The organism is Paraburkholderia terricola (assembly GCF_900142195.1).
Taxonomy (GTDB): Bacteria; Pseudomonadota; Gammaproteobacteria; order Burkholderiales; family Burkholderiaceae; genus Paraburkholderia; species Paraburkholderia terricola.
Genome location: NZ_FRAB01000024.1, coordinates 66,138 through 82,348 on the forward strand (window position 1 = coordinate 66,138; position 16,211 = coordinate 82,348).

The 16,211-nt window shown below is 63.2% G+C and carries 14 protein-coding genes, 1 tRNA gene and 1 pseudogene; 7 read left to right on the forward strand and 9 right to left on the reverse strand.

What is annotated here, in order from left to right; genetic code table 11:
• Positions 1 to 26: 26 nt before the first annotated feature.
• Positions 27 to 407 (reverse strand): DUF5594 family protein, encoded by a 381-nt coding sequence (locus tag BUE39_RS20390; protein ID WP_073430538.1) that lies wholly within the window; start codon positions 405 to 407, stop codon positions 27 to 29.
• Positions 408 to 458: 51 nt separating this feature from the next.
• Here BUE39_RS20390 and BUE39_RS20395 point away from each other — a divergent pair.
• A pseudogene (locus BUE39_RS20395) lies at positions 459 to 722 on the forward strand (DUF2000 family protein); the annotation flags it as partial.
• A 37-nt stretch (positions 723 to 759) separates the two neighbouring features.
• Here BUE39_RS20395 and BUE39_RS20400 read toward each other — a convergent pair.
• Positions 760 to 948 (reverse strand): hypothetical protein, encoded by a 189-nt coding sequence (locus BUE39_RS20400; RefSeq protein WP_073430539.1) that lies wholly within the window; start codon positions 946 to 948, stop codon positions 760 to 762.
• 448 nt (positions 949 to 1,396) lie between these two features.
• On the opposite strand from BUE39_RS20400, the gene BUE39_RS20405 reads away from it, so the two are divergent.
• Positions 1,397 to 2,605 carry an acyl-CoA dehydrogenase family protein gene (locus tag BUE39_RS20405; protein ID WP_073430540.1) on the forward strand — a complete coding sequence of 403 codons (1,209 nt, stop codon included), beginning with the start codon at positions 1,397 to 1,399 and terminating at the stop codon, positions 2,603 to 2,605.
• A gap of 12 nt (positions 2,606 to 2,617) precedes the next feature.
• Positions 2,618 to 3,757 carry an acyl-CoA dehydrogenase family protein gene (locus tag BUE39_RS20410; protein ID WP_073430541.1) on the forward strand — a complete coding sequence of 380 codons (1,140 nt, stop codon included), beginning with the start codon at positions 2,618 to 2,620 and terminating at the stop codon, positions 3,755 to 3,757.
• Here BUE39_RS20410 and BUE39_RS20415 read toward each other — a convergent pair.
• The 4 genes from BUE39_RS20415 to BUE39_RS20430 form a co-directional block, all read right to left on the reverse strand.
• On the reverse strand, positions 3,750 to 5,297 hold the full coding sequence (locus BUE39_RS20415; RefSeq protein WP_374710296.1) for a UxaA family hydrolase: 1,548 nt from the start codon (positions 5,295 to 5,297) through the stop codon (positions 3,750 to 3,752). The genes BUE39_RS20410 and BUE39_RS20415 overlap by 8 nt on opposite strands.
• Before the next feature lie 5 nt (positions 5,298 to 5,302).
• Entirely contained in the window at positions 5,303 to 6,589 is a 1,287-nt protein-coding gene (locus BUE39_RS20420) for an MFS transporter (protein WP_073430542.1), read from the reverse strand.
• A gap of 130 nt (positions 6,590 to 6,719) precedes the next feature.
• Positions 6,720 to 7,856, reverse strand: a complete 1,137-nt coding sequence (locus BUE39_RS20425; protein WP_073430543.1) for a mannitol dehydrogenase family protein — start codon at positions 7,854 to 7,856, stop codon at positions 6,720 to 6,722.
• 16 nt (positions 7,857 to 7,872) lie between these two features.
• Positions 7,873 to 8,883 carry a zinc-binding alcohol dehydrogenase family protein gene (locus BUE39_RS20430; RefSeq protein WP_073430544.1) on the reverse strand — a complete coding sequence of 337 codons (1,011 nt, stop codon included), beginning with the start codon at positions 8,881 to 8,883 and terminating at the stop codon, positions 7,873 to 7,875.
• 333 nt (positions 8,884 to 9,216) lie between these two features.
• Here BUE39_RS20430 and BUE39_RS20435 point away from each other — a divergent pair, with 333 nt between their 5' ends.
• The 4 genes from BUE39_RS20435 (at position 9,217) to BUE39_RS20450 (ending at position 14,954) form a co-directional block, all read left to right on the forward strand.
• Positions 9,217 to 9,933, forward strand: a complete 717-nt coding sequence (locus BUE39_RS20435; RefSeq protein WP_235004905.1) for a FadR/GntR family transcriptional regulator — start codon at positions 9,217 to 9,219, stop codon at positions 9,931 to 9,933.
• Positions 9,934 to 10,106: 173 nt separating this feature from the next.
• On the forward strand, positions 10,107 to 10,733 hold the full coding sequence (locus tag BUE39_RS20440) for a dihydrofolate reductase family protein (protein ID WP_073430565.1): 627 nt from the start codon (positions 10,107 to 10,109) through the stop codon (positions 10,731 to 10,733).
• A gap of 253 nt (positions 10,734 to 10,986) precedes the next feature.
• Entirely contained in the window at positions 10,987 to 12,123 is a 1,137-nt protein-coding gene (locus tag BUE39_RS20445) for a substrate-binding domain-containing protein (protein WP_073430546.1), read from the forward strand.
• The gene (locus BUE39_RS20450; RefSeq protein WP_073430547.1) at positions 12,120 to 14,954 is read left to right on the forward strand and encodes an ATP-binding protein; all 2,835 of its coding nucleotides are present in this window, start codon (positions 12,120 to 12,122) and stop codon (positions 14,952 to 14,954) included. The genes BUE39_RS20445 and BUE39_RS20450 overlap by 4 nt, the downstream gene beginning before the upstream one ends.
• Positions 14,955 to 15,144: 190 nt before the next feature.
• Here the strand turns inward: BUE39_RS20450 and BUE39_RS20455 are convergent.
• From BUE39_RS20455 to BUE39_RS20465, 3 genes are all read right to left on the reverse strand, one after another.
• Positions 15,145 to 15,221: transfer RNA gene (locus tag BUE39_RS20455), tRNA-Pro, on the reverse strand.
• A gap of 63 nt (positions 15,222 to 15,284) precedes the next feature.
• Positions 15,285 to 15,698, reverse strand: a complete 414-nt coding sequence (locus BUE39_RS20460) for a MerR family transcriptional regulator (RefSeq protein ID WP_073430548.1) — start codon at positions 15,696 to 15,698, stop codon at positions 15,285 to 15,287.
• Positions 15,699 to 15,744: 46 nt separating this feature from the next.
• Positions 15,745 to 16,155, reverse strand: coding sequence for an integration host factor subunit alpha (locus BUE39_RS20465; RefSeq protein WP_028200202.1), 411 nt, complete (start codon positions 16,153 to 16,155; stop codon positions 15,745 to 15,747).
• Positions 16,156 to 16,211 lie beyond the last annotated feature (56 nt).

The following is a 16,211-nucleotide window of genomic DNA, read 5'->3' on the forward strand; positions in this document are numbered from 1 at the left end:
TCGAGCGGCTTCGAGCCGCACCGCCGTCACGACTCGAAGTCGAGCCCGCCGATCAACATCACCGGCTCGCCCTGCGTATGCGAGAGAAAATCCAGTTCGCGCGCATGCCGCCAGGCCGTGAGCTTGCGCGGCAACGCGGCCAGATAGTTGTCGAAGCGCGCCGGCTCTCGCGCGCTCACCAACCTTTCAATCTCGTCGCTGTCCCACGTCAGATACAGATTCAACGGATGCGCATAGTGGCGGATATCGTCGATCGGCGCGGCATGGATCCGCACGCGCGTCGGATGCCCGTGGCCGCCGTAAGGCAGCACTTCGGTATGCACGGTGGTGGCGAAACACGCGGCGATGGCCTCGGCGATGCGCGGCGCGAACTGTTCATCGAAACGGGCGGCATTCTGTGGACGCATGGGTGTCTCCGACGCTCTGCGCAATGAGCGAAGCATCGTAGCACGCGTGTGCGGCTGCTCGGTCAACCGATGATGGTGTACCAGGCGGACAACGCCGGTTTGTTGCGGGCCTTTCGCCAGGGCATCGAGCGTGAACTGATGCGCGCGGTCTATGTGCGCGCGATGTTCTCGACCGGCCACGATCAGGCGAACCGCGAGGTGTTCCGCGCCGGACCCGCCGAACCCGCCGATGCGCCCGATCTCGTCGGGCTCGCGGTGCGCGGCGCGAAGAAGGCCGTCGACAAGGCGGTCAAGGGTCTATCGCTGCATGCCTGATTGTCGCGCGCGACGCTTTGCACGTCGGCTTGTTGGTTCAGCGCGGCGCCTTTCGTTGCTCGCGTTTGGCGGCGCGCCAGCGAAACAGCAAGCTGACCAGCGCGGCAAAGAGCGCGGTGCCCGCATAACCGGCGAAACGGATGGCCTGCTCGGCAGGCAGGCGCGCGACCAGTACGACGACAATGGCGCTTGCAAGCAGCGCCAGAAAGGCGATGGCCCATTTCATCCGTGTCTCCTCTGGGTTTCACGTGTCGCCCGATGGCGCACGGCTCTTCGTTTTTGTTGAGCATACCCGCGACCGCTCAAGCCGTAATTCTCTTCCGCTTTCCCACGCCTGCGTCAGAACAAGCTCGATGAAAGTCACCGCCGCCCGCGTGTGATGTGGTTCGGCCTATACAGCATCTACTCCATGTGATTGTCAATAAAGCCTGACCGACCGACAATCGGGCATTCACCGGACCCGGCACGCCCGATCGGAATCAGGAGACAACCCATGAGCCTCAAACCTTCGGCCGACGTCGTGACGCGCGAATTGCGCGGCGCGGAATTTGCGAGCCACAATCAGAAAGTTTGACTTGCCACGTCATCGAGCTTCGTTGCGGTAAGCACATCTCGGCCGGCGGTGGCCTGCCCGCGCACCGCTGCTCTACTCAACCTTCACGGACACCCTCGTCATGGATCTGAACTTCACTGCCGAAGAAGAAGCCTTTCGCGCCGACGTGCTGGCCTTTTTGCGCGACAAGCTCCCGCAACGTCTCGCCAGCAAGGTGCACGGCGGACGCCGCCTCACGCGCGACGACATGGCCGAGTGGCACGCGATTCTCAACGCGCAAGGCTGGCTCGCGAATCACTGGCCGAAGGAATACGGCGGCCCAGGCTGGAATGCGGTGCGGAAATTCATCTTCGAAAACGAATGCGCGTTGGCGGGCGCGCCGCGCGTGGTGCCGTTCGGCGTCAACATGCTCGGCCCCGTGCTGATCAAATACGGCAGCGACGCGCAGAAGCGCCACTGGCTTCCACGCATACTCGACGGCTCCGACTGGTGGTGCCAGGGCTATTCGGAGCCGGGCGCGGGTTCCGATCTGGCCTCGGTGAAAACCACCGCGGTACGCGGCATGGACGCGCAAGGCGAGCACTACATCGTCAACGGCCAGAAAACGTGGACCACGCTCGGCCACTACGCGAACATGATCTTCTGCCTCGTGCGCACCGCGACCGACGTGCGCAAGCAGGAGGGCATCAGCTTCCTGCTAATCGACATGACGACGCCGGGCGTCGAGGTGCGGCCGATCATCACGCTCGACGGCGAGCACGAAGTCAACGAGGTGTTTTTCACCGACGTGCGCGTGCCAGCCGCGAATCTCGTCGGCGAGGAGAACAAGGGCTGGACCTACGCGAAGTATCTGCTCACGTATGAGCGCACCAATATCGCGGGCGTCGGTTTCTCCGTGGCCGCGTTCAACCGCTTGCGCACGATCGCCGCGAAACAGCGGCGCAACGGCCGGCCGCTGGCGGAAGATCCCTTGTTTGCGGCGCGCATGGCGCGCGTCGAGATCGACCTGGAGAACATGAAGACCACCAACCTGCGCGTGATCGCGGCGGTGGCCGGCGGCGGCGTGCCGGGCGCGGAGAGTTCGATGCTCAAGATTCGCGGCACGGAGATTCGCCAGGAGATCTCGTCGCTCACGCGCCGCGCGATGGGCGCATACGCGCAGCCGTTCATCGAAGAAGCCTTGCACGATGGTTTCGCAGGCGAGCCGGTCGGCCCCGACGAAGCCGCGAGCGCGGCGGCTTCGTACTTCAACAACCGCAAGCTGTCGATTTTCGGCGGCTCCAACGAAATCCAGAAGAACATCATTTCCAAAATGATCCTGGGACTGTAAGGGGCGCAACTCATGAACTTCCAGCACACCGAAGACCGCCGCATGCTGGCCGATACGCTCAACCGTTTTATCAGCGAGCAATACGGCTTCCAGACGCGCGACCGGATTGCGGCCTCGGCACAGGGCTTCAGCGCCGAACTGTGGCATCGCTTCGCGGAGCTAGGCATCATCGGCGCGTTGTTCGATGAGGCGAACGGCGGCTTTGGCGGCGACGGGTTCGATATCGCCGTGGTGTTCGAGTGCCTGGGCCGCGGCCTCGTCGTCGAACCGTTTCTCGATACGTTGATCGTCGGCCACGCGATTGCGAAGAGCGGCAACGAGATGCAGAAAGCGCTGCTCGGCGAATTGATCGACGGTTCGCGAATCGTCGCGCTCGCGCATGGCGAGCCGGACAGCCACTACGAGCTGGCTCGCGTGACGACGCGTGCCGAGCGCCACGGTAACGCATGGCACTTGAGCGGCGCGAAGGCGGTCGTTCAGCACGGCGAGAATGCTTCGCTCTTTCTGGTTTCCGCGCGCACCGCCGGCGCCGACGACGAAGAAGAAGGCGTGACGCTCTTTCTCGTGCCGCGCGATGCAGCGGGTGTCGGCGTGCGCGGCTATCGCAAGATCGACGGCGGGCGCGCGGCCGAAGTGACGTTCGACAACGTGTCGCTCGACGACGGCGCGCTGCTCGGCCTATCCGGCGAGGGTTACGCCACGCTGGAATACGCGATTGCCCGCGGGGTACTGGCGCTGTGCGCCGAAGCGGTCGGCGCAATGGATGTCGCGAAGGAGCACACGCTCGAGTATCTGCGCACGCGCAAGCAGTTCGGCGTGCCCATCGGCAGCTTCCAGGCGTTGCAGCATCGCATGGCCGATTTGCTGCTCGAAATCGAGCAGGCGCGCTCGGCGGTGATCAATGCGGCGGCGGCGTTGGGCGCTGCGCGCACGGTTCGCGAGCGTGCGCTTTCGGCGGCGAAATACAGTATCGGCCGGATCGGCACGCTGGTCGCCGAGGAGTGTATTCAACTGCATGGCGGAATCGGCATGACGTGGGAACTGCCGCTCGCTCACTATGCGAAGCGCCTCGTGATGATCGATCATCAGCTAGGCGATGAGGACCATCATCTGGAGAGATTCGTGGCGCTGGGGCGCGAATCGTTCAGGTGATGACGCCCAATTGCCACGGCACGAACTCGTTTTGTCCATAACCGTTCGCTTCGCTTTTCGACGGGGCCCCGGATGCGCATTCGAGCATGCGCTCGAAGATGAGGTCGCCGAGTTCCGCAACCGAGGCGCTGCCGTCCACCACGCCGCCGCAATTGATGTCCATGTCGTCCTCCTGCCTTTCCCACAGCGCTGTATTGGTCGCGAGTTTCAACGAAGGCGATGGCGCGCAGCCGTATGCGGAACCGCGCCCGGTCGTGAAACAGATCAGATTGGCGCCTGACGCGACCTGCCCTGTCGCCGAAACCGGGTCGTAGCCCGGCGAGTCCATGAAGACGAATCCCTTTGCGTCGATGCGTTCAGCGTACTGATACACCTCGACGAGATTGGTCGTGCCGCCCTTGGCCACCGCGCCGAGGGATTTTTCGAGAATCGTCGTCAAACCGCCGACCTTGTTACCCGCGGACGGATTGTTGTCGAGCGCCGCGCCGTTCCTCGCGCAATAGTTTTCCCACCAGGCAACGCGTGCCAGCAGTTTCTCGCCCACCTCGCGACTGACGGCGCGACGTGTCAGCAAATGCTCGGCGCCGTAGATTTCCGGTGTCTCCGAGAGAATCGCCGTGCCGCCGTTCCGTACCAGCCGGTCGACCGCGGCGCCCAGCGCGGGGTTCGCCGAAATGCCCGAGTAGCCGTCGGACCCGCCGCATTGCAAACCGACGATCAGATGCGAGGCCGGCAACGGTTCGCGCGTGACACGATTGGCATCGGCGAGCATCTCCCTCACCATGTCGACACCGCGTTCGATGGTCTTTCGCGTTCCGCCGGAGTCTTGAATCGTGAAGCTGCGCAACCGCTCTCCCGCTTTTAACCCGGCCGATTCCAGTACGCCCGAAATCTGATTCGTCTCGCAGCCGAGCCCGACGAACAACACCGAGTGGAAGTTCGGATGAATCGCATAGCCGGCCAGCGTGCGTCGCAGCACCGCGAGACCTTCGCCCATCGTGTCGATGCCGCAGCCGAGGCCGTGCGTCAATGCGACCACGCCGTCGACGTTGGGGTAAGGCGCGAGCGCTTGCGGATGCACGTCGCGCCGGAAGTGATCGGCGATGGCGCGCGCGACGGTGGCCGAGCAGTTCACGCTCGTCAAGATGCCGATGAAATTGCGCGTCGCGACTCGTCCGTCGTCGCGGCGGATGCCCATGAAGGTCGCGGGCTCGCGCGCGTATTCAGTCGGATGAAGATCGATACCGAATGCATGCTCTCGTGAAAACTCAGCCATGCCGAGGTTGTGAACGTGGACGTGCTGACCACGAGAGATCGGTTCCTTGGCCACGCCGATGATCTGGTTGTAGCGTTTCACCGGCTCACCGGCGGCCATATCGCGTGTCGCGATCTTGTGGCCGGGCGGAATGAGCCCGGCGACCACCAGATCCTCCGACGCGATGCGCGCGCCGGACATCAATTGCCGGGTTGCGATCACGACATCGTCGTTGGCGTGAAGACGAATAGCTGCAAGATCGGATACGGTCGAGATCGAAGGCATGATGTTTATACCGCTGACTGAACAGGGCTCTCTGCGGGGGAATGTGCGTCGTCGTCCACCGACAACGGTTCGATTTTTTTCACGATCACCAGATAGCTGAACGCGCCAAGCACACAGAAGCCGCCCGCCACGCACAGCGGAATCGTGAACGACCCGTGCGTGAGCGACACCATCAGGCCGGTGAACGTCGTGATCACGATGCCGGCGAGATTCGACGCAAAGTTCTGGATGCCGCCGATGGACGCGACGTGATCGGGCGTGGGAGCGACATCGCCGGGCAGGGACCAGATGCTCGCCCCGGCAAACGACAGGCTGCCATAAGCGATGCCGAAGAATGCCAGCATCAGATAGATATTCGGCGTGAACGCGCAGAGCGTGATGATCGACGAAAGAAGCATGCCGCCCACCATGCAGGTCTTGCGAGCCCTGGTCAGACTCCAGCCGCGGCGATACAGCGCATCGGACACATATCCGCCGAGCCAGCCGCTCGGAATCGCCATGAGCGCGGGAATCATGCCTAGCGTACCCAGCGATTTCAGCGAGAAGCCGCGCGTCTGAACAAGATAGCTAGGGAACCAGGTAATGAAAAAATAGATGACGAAGTTCAGGCAGAAGAAGCCGAGCATCATGCCCCACAGCGTCCGGTGCCTGAAGAGCGAAAGCCACGGAATCTTCTTCTTCGGCGCGGCCTGTTGCCGCGCAACGGCGTCGGCCTCGCCGGTGAGATCCCCGCGCGATGAACTTCTATAGATCAGGAACCAGCCGAGCACCCAAACGAACCCGACGGCGCCGGTGATGATGAACGACGCTTCCCAGCCGAGCGCGTTGATGATCAGTGCGACCAGCGGAATCGAAAGCGCGGAGCCCACGCGCGATCCGCTATCGAAGATACTCGTGGCGAGCGCGCGTTGCGCCGGCTTGAACCATTGGCTCACGAGTTTTGCACAGGACGGATAGGCCCCCGCTTCACCCACGCCAAGCAGCAGACGGCAGCCGAACATGGCGGTGACGCTCGTCGCCGCGGCGGTGAGCGCCGTAAAAAGCGACCACCAGCCGACCGCCAGCGGCAACGCGATTCGCGCGCCGATGCGATCGACGAACCAACCGAACGGCATTTGCATCAGCGCATAGGTCCAGAAGAATCCGCTCAGGATGAGTCCCATCTGAGCCGGGCCGATATCGAGCGCCTTCTGGATTGCCCGTGCCGCGACGGCCATATTCGCGCGATCGACGTAGTTGATCGCGATGGCGAGAAAGCAGAGAAATATCACTACCCAACGCATACTGCGCATATTCGTCTCCTATGCTTCTGAGTTGACGGTCTCCGGTTTTTCCGCTGGACCGATTGTTTTTGGATTGAGGACAGCGAGGAACTGATTCGGGTCGCCGAGGTGCGACTTAGGTGCGAACTTAGGTGCCGCCTTAAGTGCCGCCCCCAAGCGCCAGCCTCAGCCGTTTCTGCTCGACCCGGACGCCTAGTTCACTCGCGAGATCGACGACCGGCTTCAGTCGGCGCTGCTTTTTTTCCTGATGATTGCTGGCGATGTCGGCGAGACGGTGGGCGAGAAACGGGTTTTCGAAACGATCGCGCACGTCGTCGAGATATTTGCTGGCGATTTCGTACTGGCCCAGTGCCTCGAAAACCGGAAGCACTTCATCCTTCCATGTCGATTCAAGCGCTCCACGCCAGGATTCGTGGCGCATGCCATCCAGTACGGTGGTGCCGGCTTCTCCTCGCGAACCGAGCCAGAACTCCGCAAGCATCGTGTGGCCGAGATTGAGCAGGAAAAGCTTCAAACGTTCGAAATGGGCCAGATCGTCGGTGACGCTGATGCTCTCGTGCCGGCAGGGCAACACCATGCCCTCCTGACGCTCGATCGCCCACAGCGCGTAGGGCTCGGCCACCGCCCCGACGGGATCGATGGCTTCCGAGACGATCCGGTCGACCAGCGAGTTGACCCAGATGCAGTCATGCGCCAGGTAGTGAAGAAAGCCTGGCTCCATGTGCCAGCCACGCGCGACCGACATCACCAGATCGCGCAGGACATCGCCATTGCGCGAAATCAGTTCGCAGGGCAGCACGGTGATCGCCTTGCCTTCCGCGCGATAACGTTCGTGCAGCAAAGCGGCCAGCTTCGCCGCGAAGCCGCGCGGCGCGGAGCCGGCGGCCAGCATGGAGGCCGTGTCTTCGGCGAACAGCGCATAGCCGTTGTCCGCCGTGTTCGACACGATCACCTCCACCTGATCCCGGATGCGCTCGAGCAATGCGGGCCAGTCATCGTCGGCGTGGAGCGCTTGCGCGACGCTATCGCATTCGATGGTCAGGTCGACTGTCTGCTTGCGCTGCAAACCGCGGATGCGAACGGGATATCGGCCGGTTGCGCGAAGCGCCTCGATACGCGCCCGGCTTTGTGGGCTCGTGGTCGTTTGCACGACGGCGATCTTGCCCAACGCGTCGTCTGGATGACGGCGCGCCGCCTCGCACACGAACAGGTCGACATGCGCTTGCAAGAATCGGCTGGTTCCAAACTGAAGAATCGGACAGGTCGTGATTGTCATTCGGAGAGCTCGCCCTTCAGCATTCGACAATCGCTTTGACGACACCCGCGGAGGGCGCCAGCAGCTTCGAGAATTCGGTGGGAAGGGACGACAGTTGCAGACGATGGGTGTTGAGCGCCGCGTCGGGAATCTGCCCCGCGCGCATGGCGTCGAGGACGGTGTCGAAGTCTTCCAGCGTCGCATTTCTGCTGCCCAGCAGCGTCGCCTCGCGCTTATGGAACTCGGGGTCGGAGAACGATATGACGTCCTTGACGACAGAGATGAGGACGTATTTCCCGCCGTGCGCAATAAACTCGAAGCCGCGCCGCATGGCGTCCGCGTTGCCGGTTGCATCGAATACCACGTCGAAGAATTCGCCGTCCGTGAGTTCGCTCAGGCGCTCGACATCCCCCTCGCCGAGGGCAACCGACGCCGCCACTTCTAGCTTCGCGGAACAGAAGGCCAGGCGATCCGCTCGTGAATCGAGGGCGGTCACGGTGGCCCCTCGCAGCTTGGCGAAGATCATGGCCGCCATGCCGATGGGCCCGGCGCCGACAACCAGCACGCGCTGTCCGGCGCTGACGTCCGCGCGCCGTACCGCATGCGCGCCGATCGCGAGAAATTCGACCATGGCGGCCTGGTCGAGCGTCACGCCTTCCGCCTTGCGTACGAACTGGGCCGGCACGCTCAGATACTCGGTCATCGCGCCGTCCCGGTGAACGCCGAGGACCTGGATGTTCACGCAGCAATTGGTCTTGCCGTTACGGCACGCAATACATTTGCCGCACGACAGATACGGCATCACATACACGGCATCGCCGACGCTCAAGGTCGAACTGTCGTCGGCCTCTTCGACCGTGCCCGACAGCTCGTGGCCCATCACGCGGGGATACTGGAGGTAGGGCTGATTCCCCGTGAAGATGTGCATGTCGGTGCCACACACACCCACGCGCCTGACTCTGAGCAGAACCTCGCCCGCCGCGCGTTCGGGAATCGAGCGCATCTCCGAGCGGAGCGTTCCGGGGTTGTCACAAATAACTGTAAGCATGATTAAGTGGCCTTTATTGACGATTCGTCATGGATCGGACAGAGACGTTCTCTGCCTCCGCGCTGTCTTTTTCGCGGGCTCGTGAATGAGCGGGGAAAAGACTCGCTGACTACCCGAAGCCGCCGCACACTGCGCAAATCAGAGCAGCAGCCCGACGCGTTTGTTGGGCGTAGAATAGTTTTCTCAATAAGAATTGGTCAAGCCACTTTGCCGATTCGCGGGTAAATACCGAGATGCTTCGGGCGAATCCACGCGTTTTTTTAGGTGTAAACCCGTACATATATGGCGTTTCGGCGCCCATTCCGGTCAGGCCAATTTAAACCCAACCGATGCATGAAACCTCAGACCATGGAACTCAAATCGGTACAGCCGCGCCGGCTTTATCATCTGATCGGCGATCAGATTCGCGCGTATATCGCGGCGAATCATCTTTCGACGGGCGACCGTCTCCCTCCGGAACGCGACCTGGCCCAGCAGTTGAATGTCTCGAGGCCCTCCGTGCGCGAGGCGCTGATCGCGCTCGAAATTCAGGGTGTGGTCGAGATCAAAATGGGCGCCGGCGTTTTCGTGTGCTCCGCCGCACCGGTCTCCGAGGCACTACGCGACAAGATCGGCGATAGTCCAAGCGACATCATGCAGGCGCGCGCGGCAATCGAAGGTTGCGTTGCGTCGCTGGCGTGCGCGCGTCTGACCGACGAGGGCCTGTCACGTCTACAAGAACTCGTTGCGGACATGCGGCGCTCGATCGCGGAAGGCGGTTCGCCCGTGGAGGCTGATCGGCAATTTCACATGTGTATTGCCGAGATGGCGCAGAACGCGGTGCTGACACGTGTGGTCGGCGAACTGTTCGACGAGCGTCACGCACCCATCGCGGAAAAGTTAAGACGTCAGACGGAAAACGCATCGACCTGGAATGCGGCGCTCGTCGAGCACGAAATGATCGTCGCCGCGCTGATCGCGCGCGACGCGCTGGAGGCGCAGACGGCCATGCGGTTGCATCTGAAGGCGTCTGAAGTTCGCTGGATCGGCTCGCTCAACACGGGTCATTAACCGGCTTCATCAGATCGGCGCGACACCTGGAACCGGGACATCGAGCGACGCTTGTTAAGCGCGGGCGCTCGGAGCGCGGCCGGCACGTGCAGGCGGCTGGGCGGTTGTCGATCCCCATGCGACTCGTTCGTCGTGTCTACGAACCGATCGGGTTCGTGGACCAGGAGAGCATCATGCGCAAGCTCATCGTTTCCGCTTTCATCAGTCTGGATGGCGTCATTCAATCGCCTGGCGGGCCGCGAGAAGATCCCAGCGGCGAATTCCGCCTCGGCGGCTGGATCGTTCCCTATGCGGACGAAGCCACCGGCCAACACTTGCACGACCTGCTCTCGCAGCCGTTCGACTTGCTGCTGGGGCGCCGCACCTACGACATATTCGCGTCGTATTGGCCGCGCATACCGGCCGATTCAAACAGCCGCGCCATCGCCGACCTGTTCAACAGCGTACCCAAGCACGTGGCCACGCATCGATCCGACACCCTCGACTGGCAGAACAGTCATGCGCTGGAGGGCGAGCTTGCCGACGCGATACGCGCGCTCAAAGGTCGGCACGGCGCCAATCTGCTGACGTTTGGCAGCGGCGACATGGTGCGCCAACTGCTCGCGGCCGGTTTGATGGACGAGCTTCGGCTTCTGATTTATCCCGTCATGCTGGGGCGCGGCAAGCGCCTGTTCGGCGACGACGCGGCAGCGTCCGCGTTGACTCTGGCGCACTCGGCCAGCACCCCTCACGGCGTGCTGGTCACCCGCTACCTGCGCAACGGTGCGGTGCGCACAGGAACGTTCGAAGAAGTCGATTAACGCTCCGCGCAGCGAGAGCGCGCGTCCCGGCAAGCTGCCCGGAGGCACGAATCGCAGCCGTTTCACAGGCTTTTACTGGCGCTGCGCGCTCTGGCTGTCACCACGGCCAGGCGTCGTTTTGCTCGCCAACGCACGACCGACGCCATGCGGCCCGGGGTATAGTATGTCGTTCGCGGGGTCACGCTGCGGGCTGCATCTGGGTACATCTTCAACGGCGGGTCCAACGACCCCGATAGTGCCCTTGGGGAACAGCATGAGGGGCTTGCTTCTGGCATTGGCATGCGTGTGTATGCCGTGGGTTGCCACGGCGCAGGGTGTGTTGCCGGCCCCCGTGTCCGCCGCCTCGGTCGTCGCCACGAGGGACTACCTGGAGGAAGCGAAGCGCGTTGTCGAAGCCGCGACGCAACCCGCCGCGCCCTGGAACGGGCCGCGCAAGGGACCGCGCGCCCAGGCCGGCAAATACATCGCCGTCGTCGCCGAGGATTTGCGCAACGGCGGCATCCTCGGCGTGGTCGACGGGGTGCTGGAGGCGGCCAAGGCCATCGGCTGGAGCGTGAAGATATTCGACAGCGGCGGCACCCCGAATCTGCGGCTCAAGATGCTGGCCAACGGGCTGGCAAGTCGTCCGGACGGGCTGATCATCGTCGGCGGCGACGCACGCGCCCTGCTGCCCGGGCTGCAGCCGTTCGCGGAACGGGGCATCCCGATCGTCGGCTGGCATGTCGCGGCCCAGGCCGGACCCGTACCCGGCACGCCCGTGGCGATGAACGTATCGACAGATCCGCTCGAGGTCGCGCGCGTCACCGCGCTGGCAGCCATCGCGCAGTCCGGCGGGCATGCGGGAGCCGTCGTGTTCACCGACACCAATTTCGAGGTTGCGCAAGGCAAGGCGGATGCAATGGCTGCCGTCGTGCGCGCGTGCGGCGGCTGCACGTTGCTCGAAGTGCGCGACGTGGCGATCTCGCGCAATCAGGAACTGATGCCGGGCACGACACGCGCATTGCTCGCGCACTATGGCAAGCGCTGGACGCATGCGCTGGCGATCAACGACATCTACTTCGACTACGCCGCCCCGGTGCTGACCCAGGCCGGGCTATCGAACGCCGCCATGGTCATGCTCTCGGCCGGCGACGGCAGCGAGTCCGCCTTTCTGCGCATCCGGACGGGCACGTTCCAGACCGGCACGGTGGCCGAACCGCTGAACCTGCACGGCTGGCAGTTGATCGACGAGATGAACCGGCTCCTGGCCCGGGAAGCCGTCACGGGTTACGTGTTTCCGGTGCATCTCGTGACGGCGGACAACATCGCCGCGGACGGCGGCGACCGCCTGATCTACGACCCCGCCAACGGCTATCGCGACATCTATCGCCGCATCTGGCAACGCCCGTGAAACTACCGCTCCCACAGTCGCTCACCGCGCAATTCGCGCTCGTGGTTTCGTGCCTCGCGGCCCTGGTGGTCGTGGTCGGCGCCACGACCATCTATTCGTTGACCGGTTCGGCCTACGCGATCCGCCAGTTGGCCGAGCAGCGGCTGGCGCGCCTGGAGGATGCGCAGGGCCTCGCGCAGCACACCCTGATGATCGAACGCATGGCCTTGCAGTTGTCGAGCGACGATACCGTCGACGCCGTGCGCGAGACGCATCGGCACATCCTCGACGAGTTGTCCTCCTTCGATCGTCTGATGGACCGCGTGGCCTCCGCGACCACGGGCGAGGACGTCGGTGTCGACGCGCTCGCGCTGCGCCGATCGAGCCAGCACTTCCGCAACACGGTCAACATCGAGGCGCAGGTGCGCGAGACCGCGTTGAGCGCCAGCGCCACGCCGATGTCCGCCTCGCAGCCCGGCGCGTCGTTGGCGAGCCTGGACGACGATCTGCGCCGCCAGGCCGACACCCTCGCCGTCGCGGCGCGCCGGCAGTCGGACTATTTCACGCACAAGTACCGCGAAGCGGTGCAGGATCTGGCCGAGCACTCGGACCGCACGCGCAGATGGGTCATCGGCGAGGTTGCGATAAGCCTGCTGCTCGCCTGGCTGATTGCCAGCGCATTCCTCGGACGCCACGTCGTGGCGCGACTGCGCCAGGTCAGCCACTCGCTGCGGCACGGTGATGTCGACAGCGCGCAAGCCGGCGTGCCCGTGCACGGCGGCGACGAAATTGCCGACATGGCGCGCGCGGTCGAGCAGTTCCTGGAAGACCGGCGCCAGCGCAGGCAAGCCGAGGACGCGCTGAAGGAACTCAATGCCGAACTGGAGGCGCGCGTCGCGCGACGCACGGCCGAACTCAGCACCGCGCTTGCGGGCCGGACCGCCGAGATCGTCGAACGTCAGCACGCGGAAGAGGCCGCGCGAGCAAGCGAGCACTTCCTGAACAGCATCGTCGAGCACATCCCGGACACGATCTTCGTCAAGGATGCGGCGACCCTGCGCTTCGTGCGCTTCAACAAGGCGGGAGAGCAACTGCTCGGCTACCGGCGCGAGGAACTCATCGGCAAGTCCGTCCACGACCTGTTTCCGGCGCGGGAGGCCAGTTTCTTCGCGCAGAAGGATCGTGCCGTGCTCGAGTCGCGGCAGATGATCGACGTGCCGGAGGAACTGGTTCACACGCGTCACGGAACGCGCCTCGTGCATACGATGAAGATCCCGATCGTCGATGTGCACGGCGAACCGAAGTTCCTGCTCGGCATCTCGCGCGACATCACGGAGCACAAGCGCGCCGAAGAGGAACTGCGGCGCTATCGCGAGCACCTCGAGGACATGATCCGCGAACGAACGGCCGAACTGGCCGTCGCCAAGGAGCGCGCCGACGCGGCCAACCAGGCCAAGAGCGACTTTCTTGCGCACATGAGCCACGAACTGCGCACACCGTTGAACGGGATTCTCGGCTACGCGCAGATCCTCAAGCGCGACAAGAATTTCGATCAACGCCAGATCGACGGGCTCACGGTGATCCAGCGCAGCGGCGAATACCTGCTCGCGCTCATCAACGACATCCTGGATATGGCCAAGATCGACGCCGCGAGGGTGGAGCTCAACATGTCCGATATTCCGCTCGACCGGTTCATCAACTTCGTTGCCGAGACGATCCGGGTGAAGGCAACGGAAAAGGGCCTGGCCTTCGCGCTTGAAATGCCACCTGATCTTCCCGCGGGCGTACGAGTCGACGAAAAACGCTTGCGCCAGGTGCTGCTCAACCTGCTCTCGAATGCAATCCGCTTTACCGACGAGGGAAGCGTGCGTCTATGCGTCGGTTTCTCCCCGCCGGGGCGGCTGCGTTTCGAAGTGCGGGACACGGGCATCGGCATAGACCGGGAACATCTGGAGGCGATCTTCCGGGCTTTCGAGCAAGTGGGCGACGTTTCGCATCGGCATGGCGGCACGGGGCTGGGTCTCGCCATCAGCCGGCAGCTCGTGCGCTTGATGGGCGGCGAGATCCACGTCGAAAGCCGCCGCGGTGCTGGCAGCACTTTCTGGTTCGAACTGGACGTGCCGGTGGTTGCGCCCATCGCGGCTGTCGTCCCGCCCGAGTGGGCGGCAAGCGGCTACAAGGGGCCGCGCAAGACTGTGCTGGTCGTGGATGATGTGGCGGAAAACCGTGCCGTGGCCGTCGATATGCTCGGCCAGTTCGGATTCGACATGGCCGAGGCCGGCAATGGACTGGAAGCCCTGGAGAAAGCCAAAGCGCTGCGGCCGGCGCTCGTCCTGATGGATGTCGTCATGCCGGGGATGGACGGGCTGGAAGTCACGCGCCGCCTGCGCCAGATGCCGGAGTTCCGCGATCTGCCCATCGTCGCGGTTTCCGCCAGCGCATCGAGGACCGATGCGGCGGAAAGCCTGGCAGCCGGTGCGAACGCCTTTCTGCCAAAGCCGATCGGCTTCAGCGGGCTGTTGTCACAGCTCGCGGCCCTCCTGAAGATCGAGTGGTGTGACGAGGTTCCGAATACGCGGGCCATTGCATCGGGACGAACGACAGTACCTGCCGCCGACTCCGCCGCCGAGGCGTTGATCGTGCCACCGCCCGAGGAGGTCGAAGCGCTGCACTACCTGGCGCGACTCGGCGACATGCGTGCCATCGCGCAACACGCCGCGCACCTGATTGAACTCGACGAGCGCTATCGCCCTTTCGCCGATCACCTTTGCCAGTTGGCGAAGAACTACCAGTCCAAGGCGATCCTTCGTTTCATCGAGCAATACAGAGCCGCCGTTGGGACGTCTGAGTGAGAATCGTGGAGCGTGCTTGATGGGCCGTGAGGTAATGACGGGCATCGTCTCGCCTGTAGACCGTCATGCTGTGCTTTCAACGCGGTAACGCAACGTGGATATGGAAGCGTCTCATGCGCCTTGAAGGCGGCTCGAATTTCAGGCGCCAATGAAAAAGCCGCAACGCCTTTCGGCGTGCGGCTTTGATCTTTGGTCGGGGCGAGAGGATTTGAACCTCCGACCACCTGCACCCCATGCAGGTACGCTACCAGGCTGCGCTACGCCCCGAACAGCAAGAAATTATAACAGACACTTTATTCGATTAGAACCGCCGCACACCAACAAAGCGACCTAGCGACCCAACAGGTCGATCACCTGCAGCAATTCCTTGCGCAACTGCTCGACATCAACCGTGGGGGTGGCTGTTGCCGCTGCCGGCATCGCGACGCCCTCGCCTTCTCCGACCATCTCCGCCGACGCAGCGTGTGCCCCACCACCATGTGAGTCGAGCCGGTTGCGCGCACCGTTGATCGTGAAGCCCTGCTCGTACAACAACTCACGAATCCGCCGGATCAACAGCACCTCATGATGCTGATAGTACCGGCGATTGCCGCGCCGCTTGACCGGCCTCAACTGCGTGAACTCCTGCTCCCAATAGCGCAGCACATGCGGTTTCACGCCGCACAGTTCGCTAACTTCACCGATGGTGAAGTAGCGCTTCGCCGGAATCGGAGGCAAGACGACTTTTTCGATCGTCGCTGTCATCGTCAGTTAGCCGTCGTGGTGGGTTGCGCAGGAACGCGCCAGTCGATCAGCGCGTGAAGCTCGCTTCAGCGCCGTTCTCGACCAGTGCCTTCAGCTTTTGACTTGCATGAAACGTCACAACGCGGCGCGCGGCGATTGGAATCGCCTCGCCGGTCTTCGGGTTTCTGCCGGGACGCTGGGGTTTGTCGCGCAACTGAAAGTTGCCGAACCCGGACAGCTTCACGCTGTCGCCACTCTCCAGCGCGTCGCGAATCACTTCGAAGAACGCCTCGACCATGTCTTTCGCTTCCCGCTTGTTGAGCCCGACATTGTCGAACAGCAACTCGGCAAGTTCCGCCTTGGTGAGCGTGGGCGTTTCGGTGGAAACGGCCGCGGGTGATGTCGGAATATCGCGAATCATGGCGCTGCGTTGCGCCGTAAGAAGGGCTTCGAAATCACTCGAGTTCATTTCATTCATATCTATCAAATGGCGCGCCAAGCAGAAACAGAAGTTGCGGAAAAATGCCGTGCAAA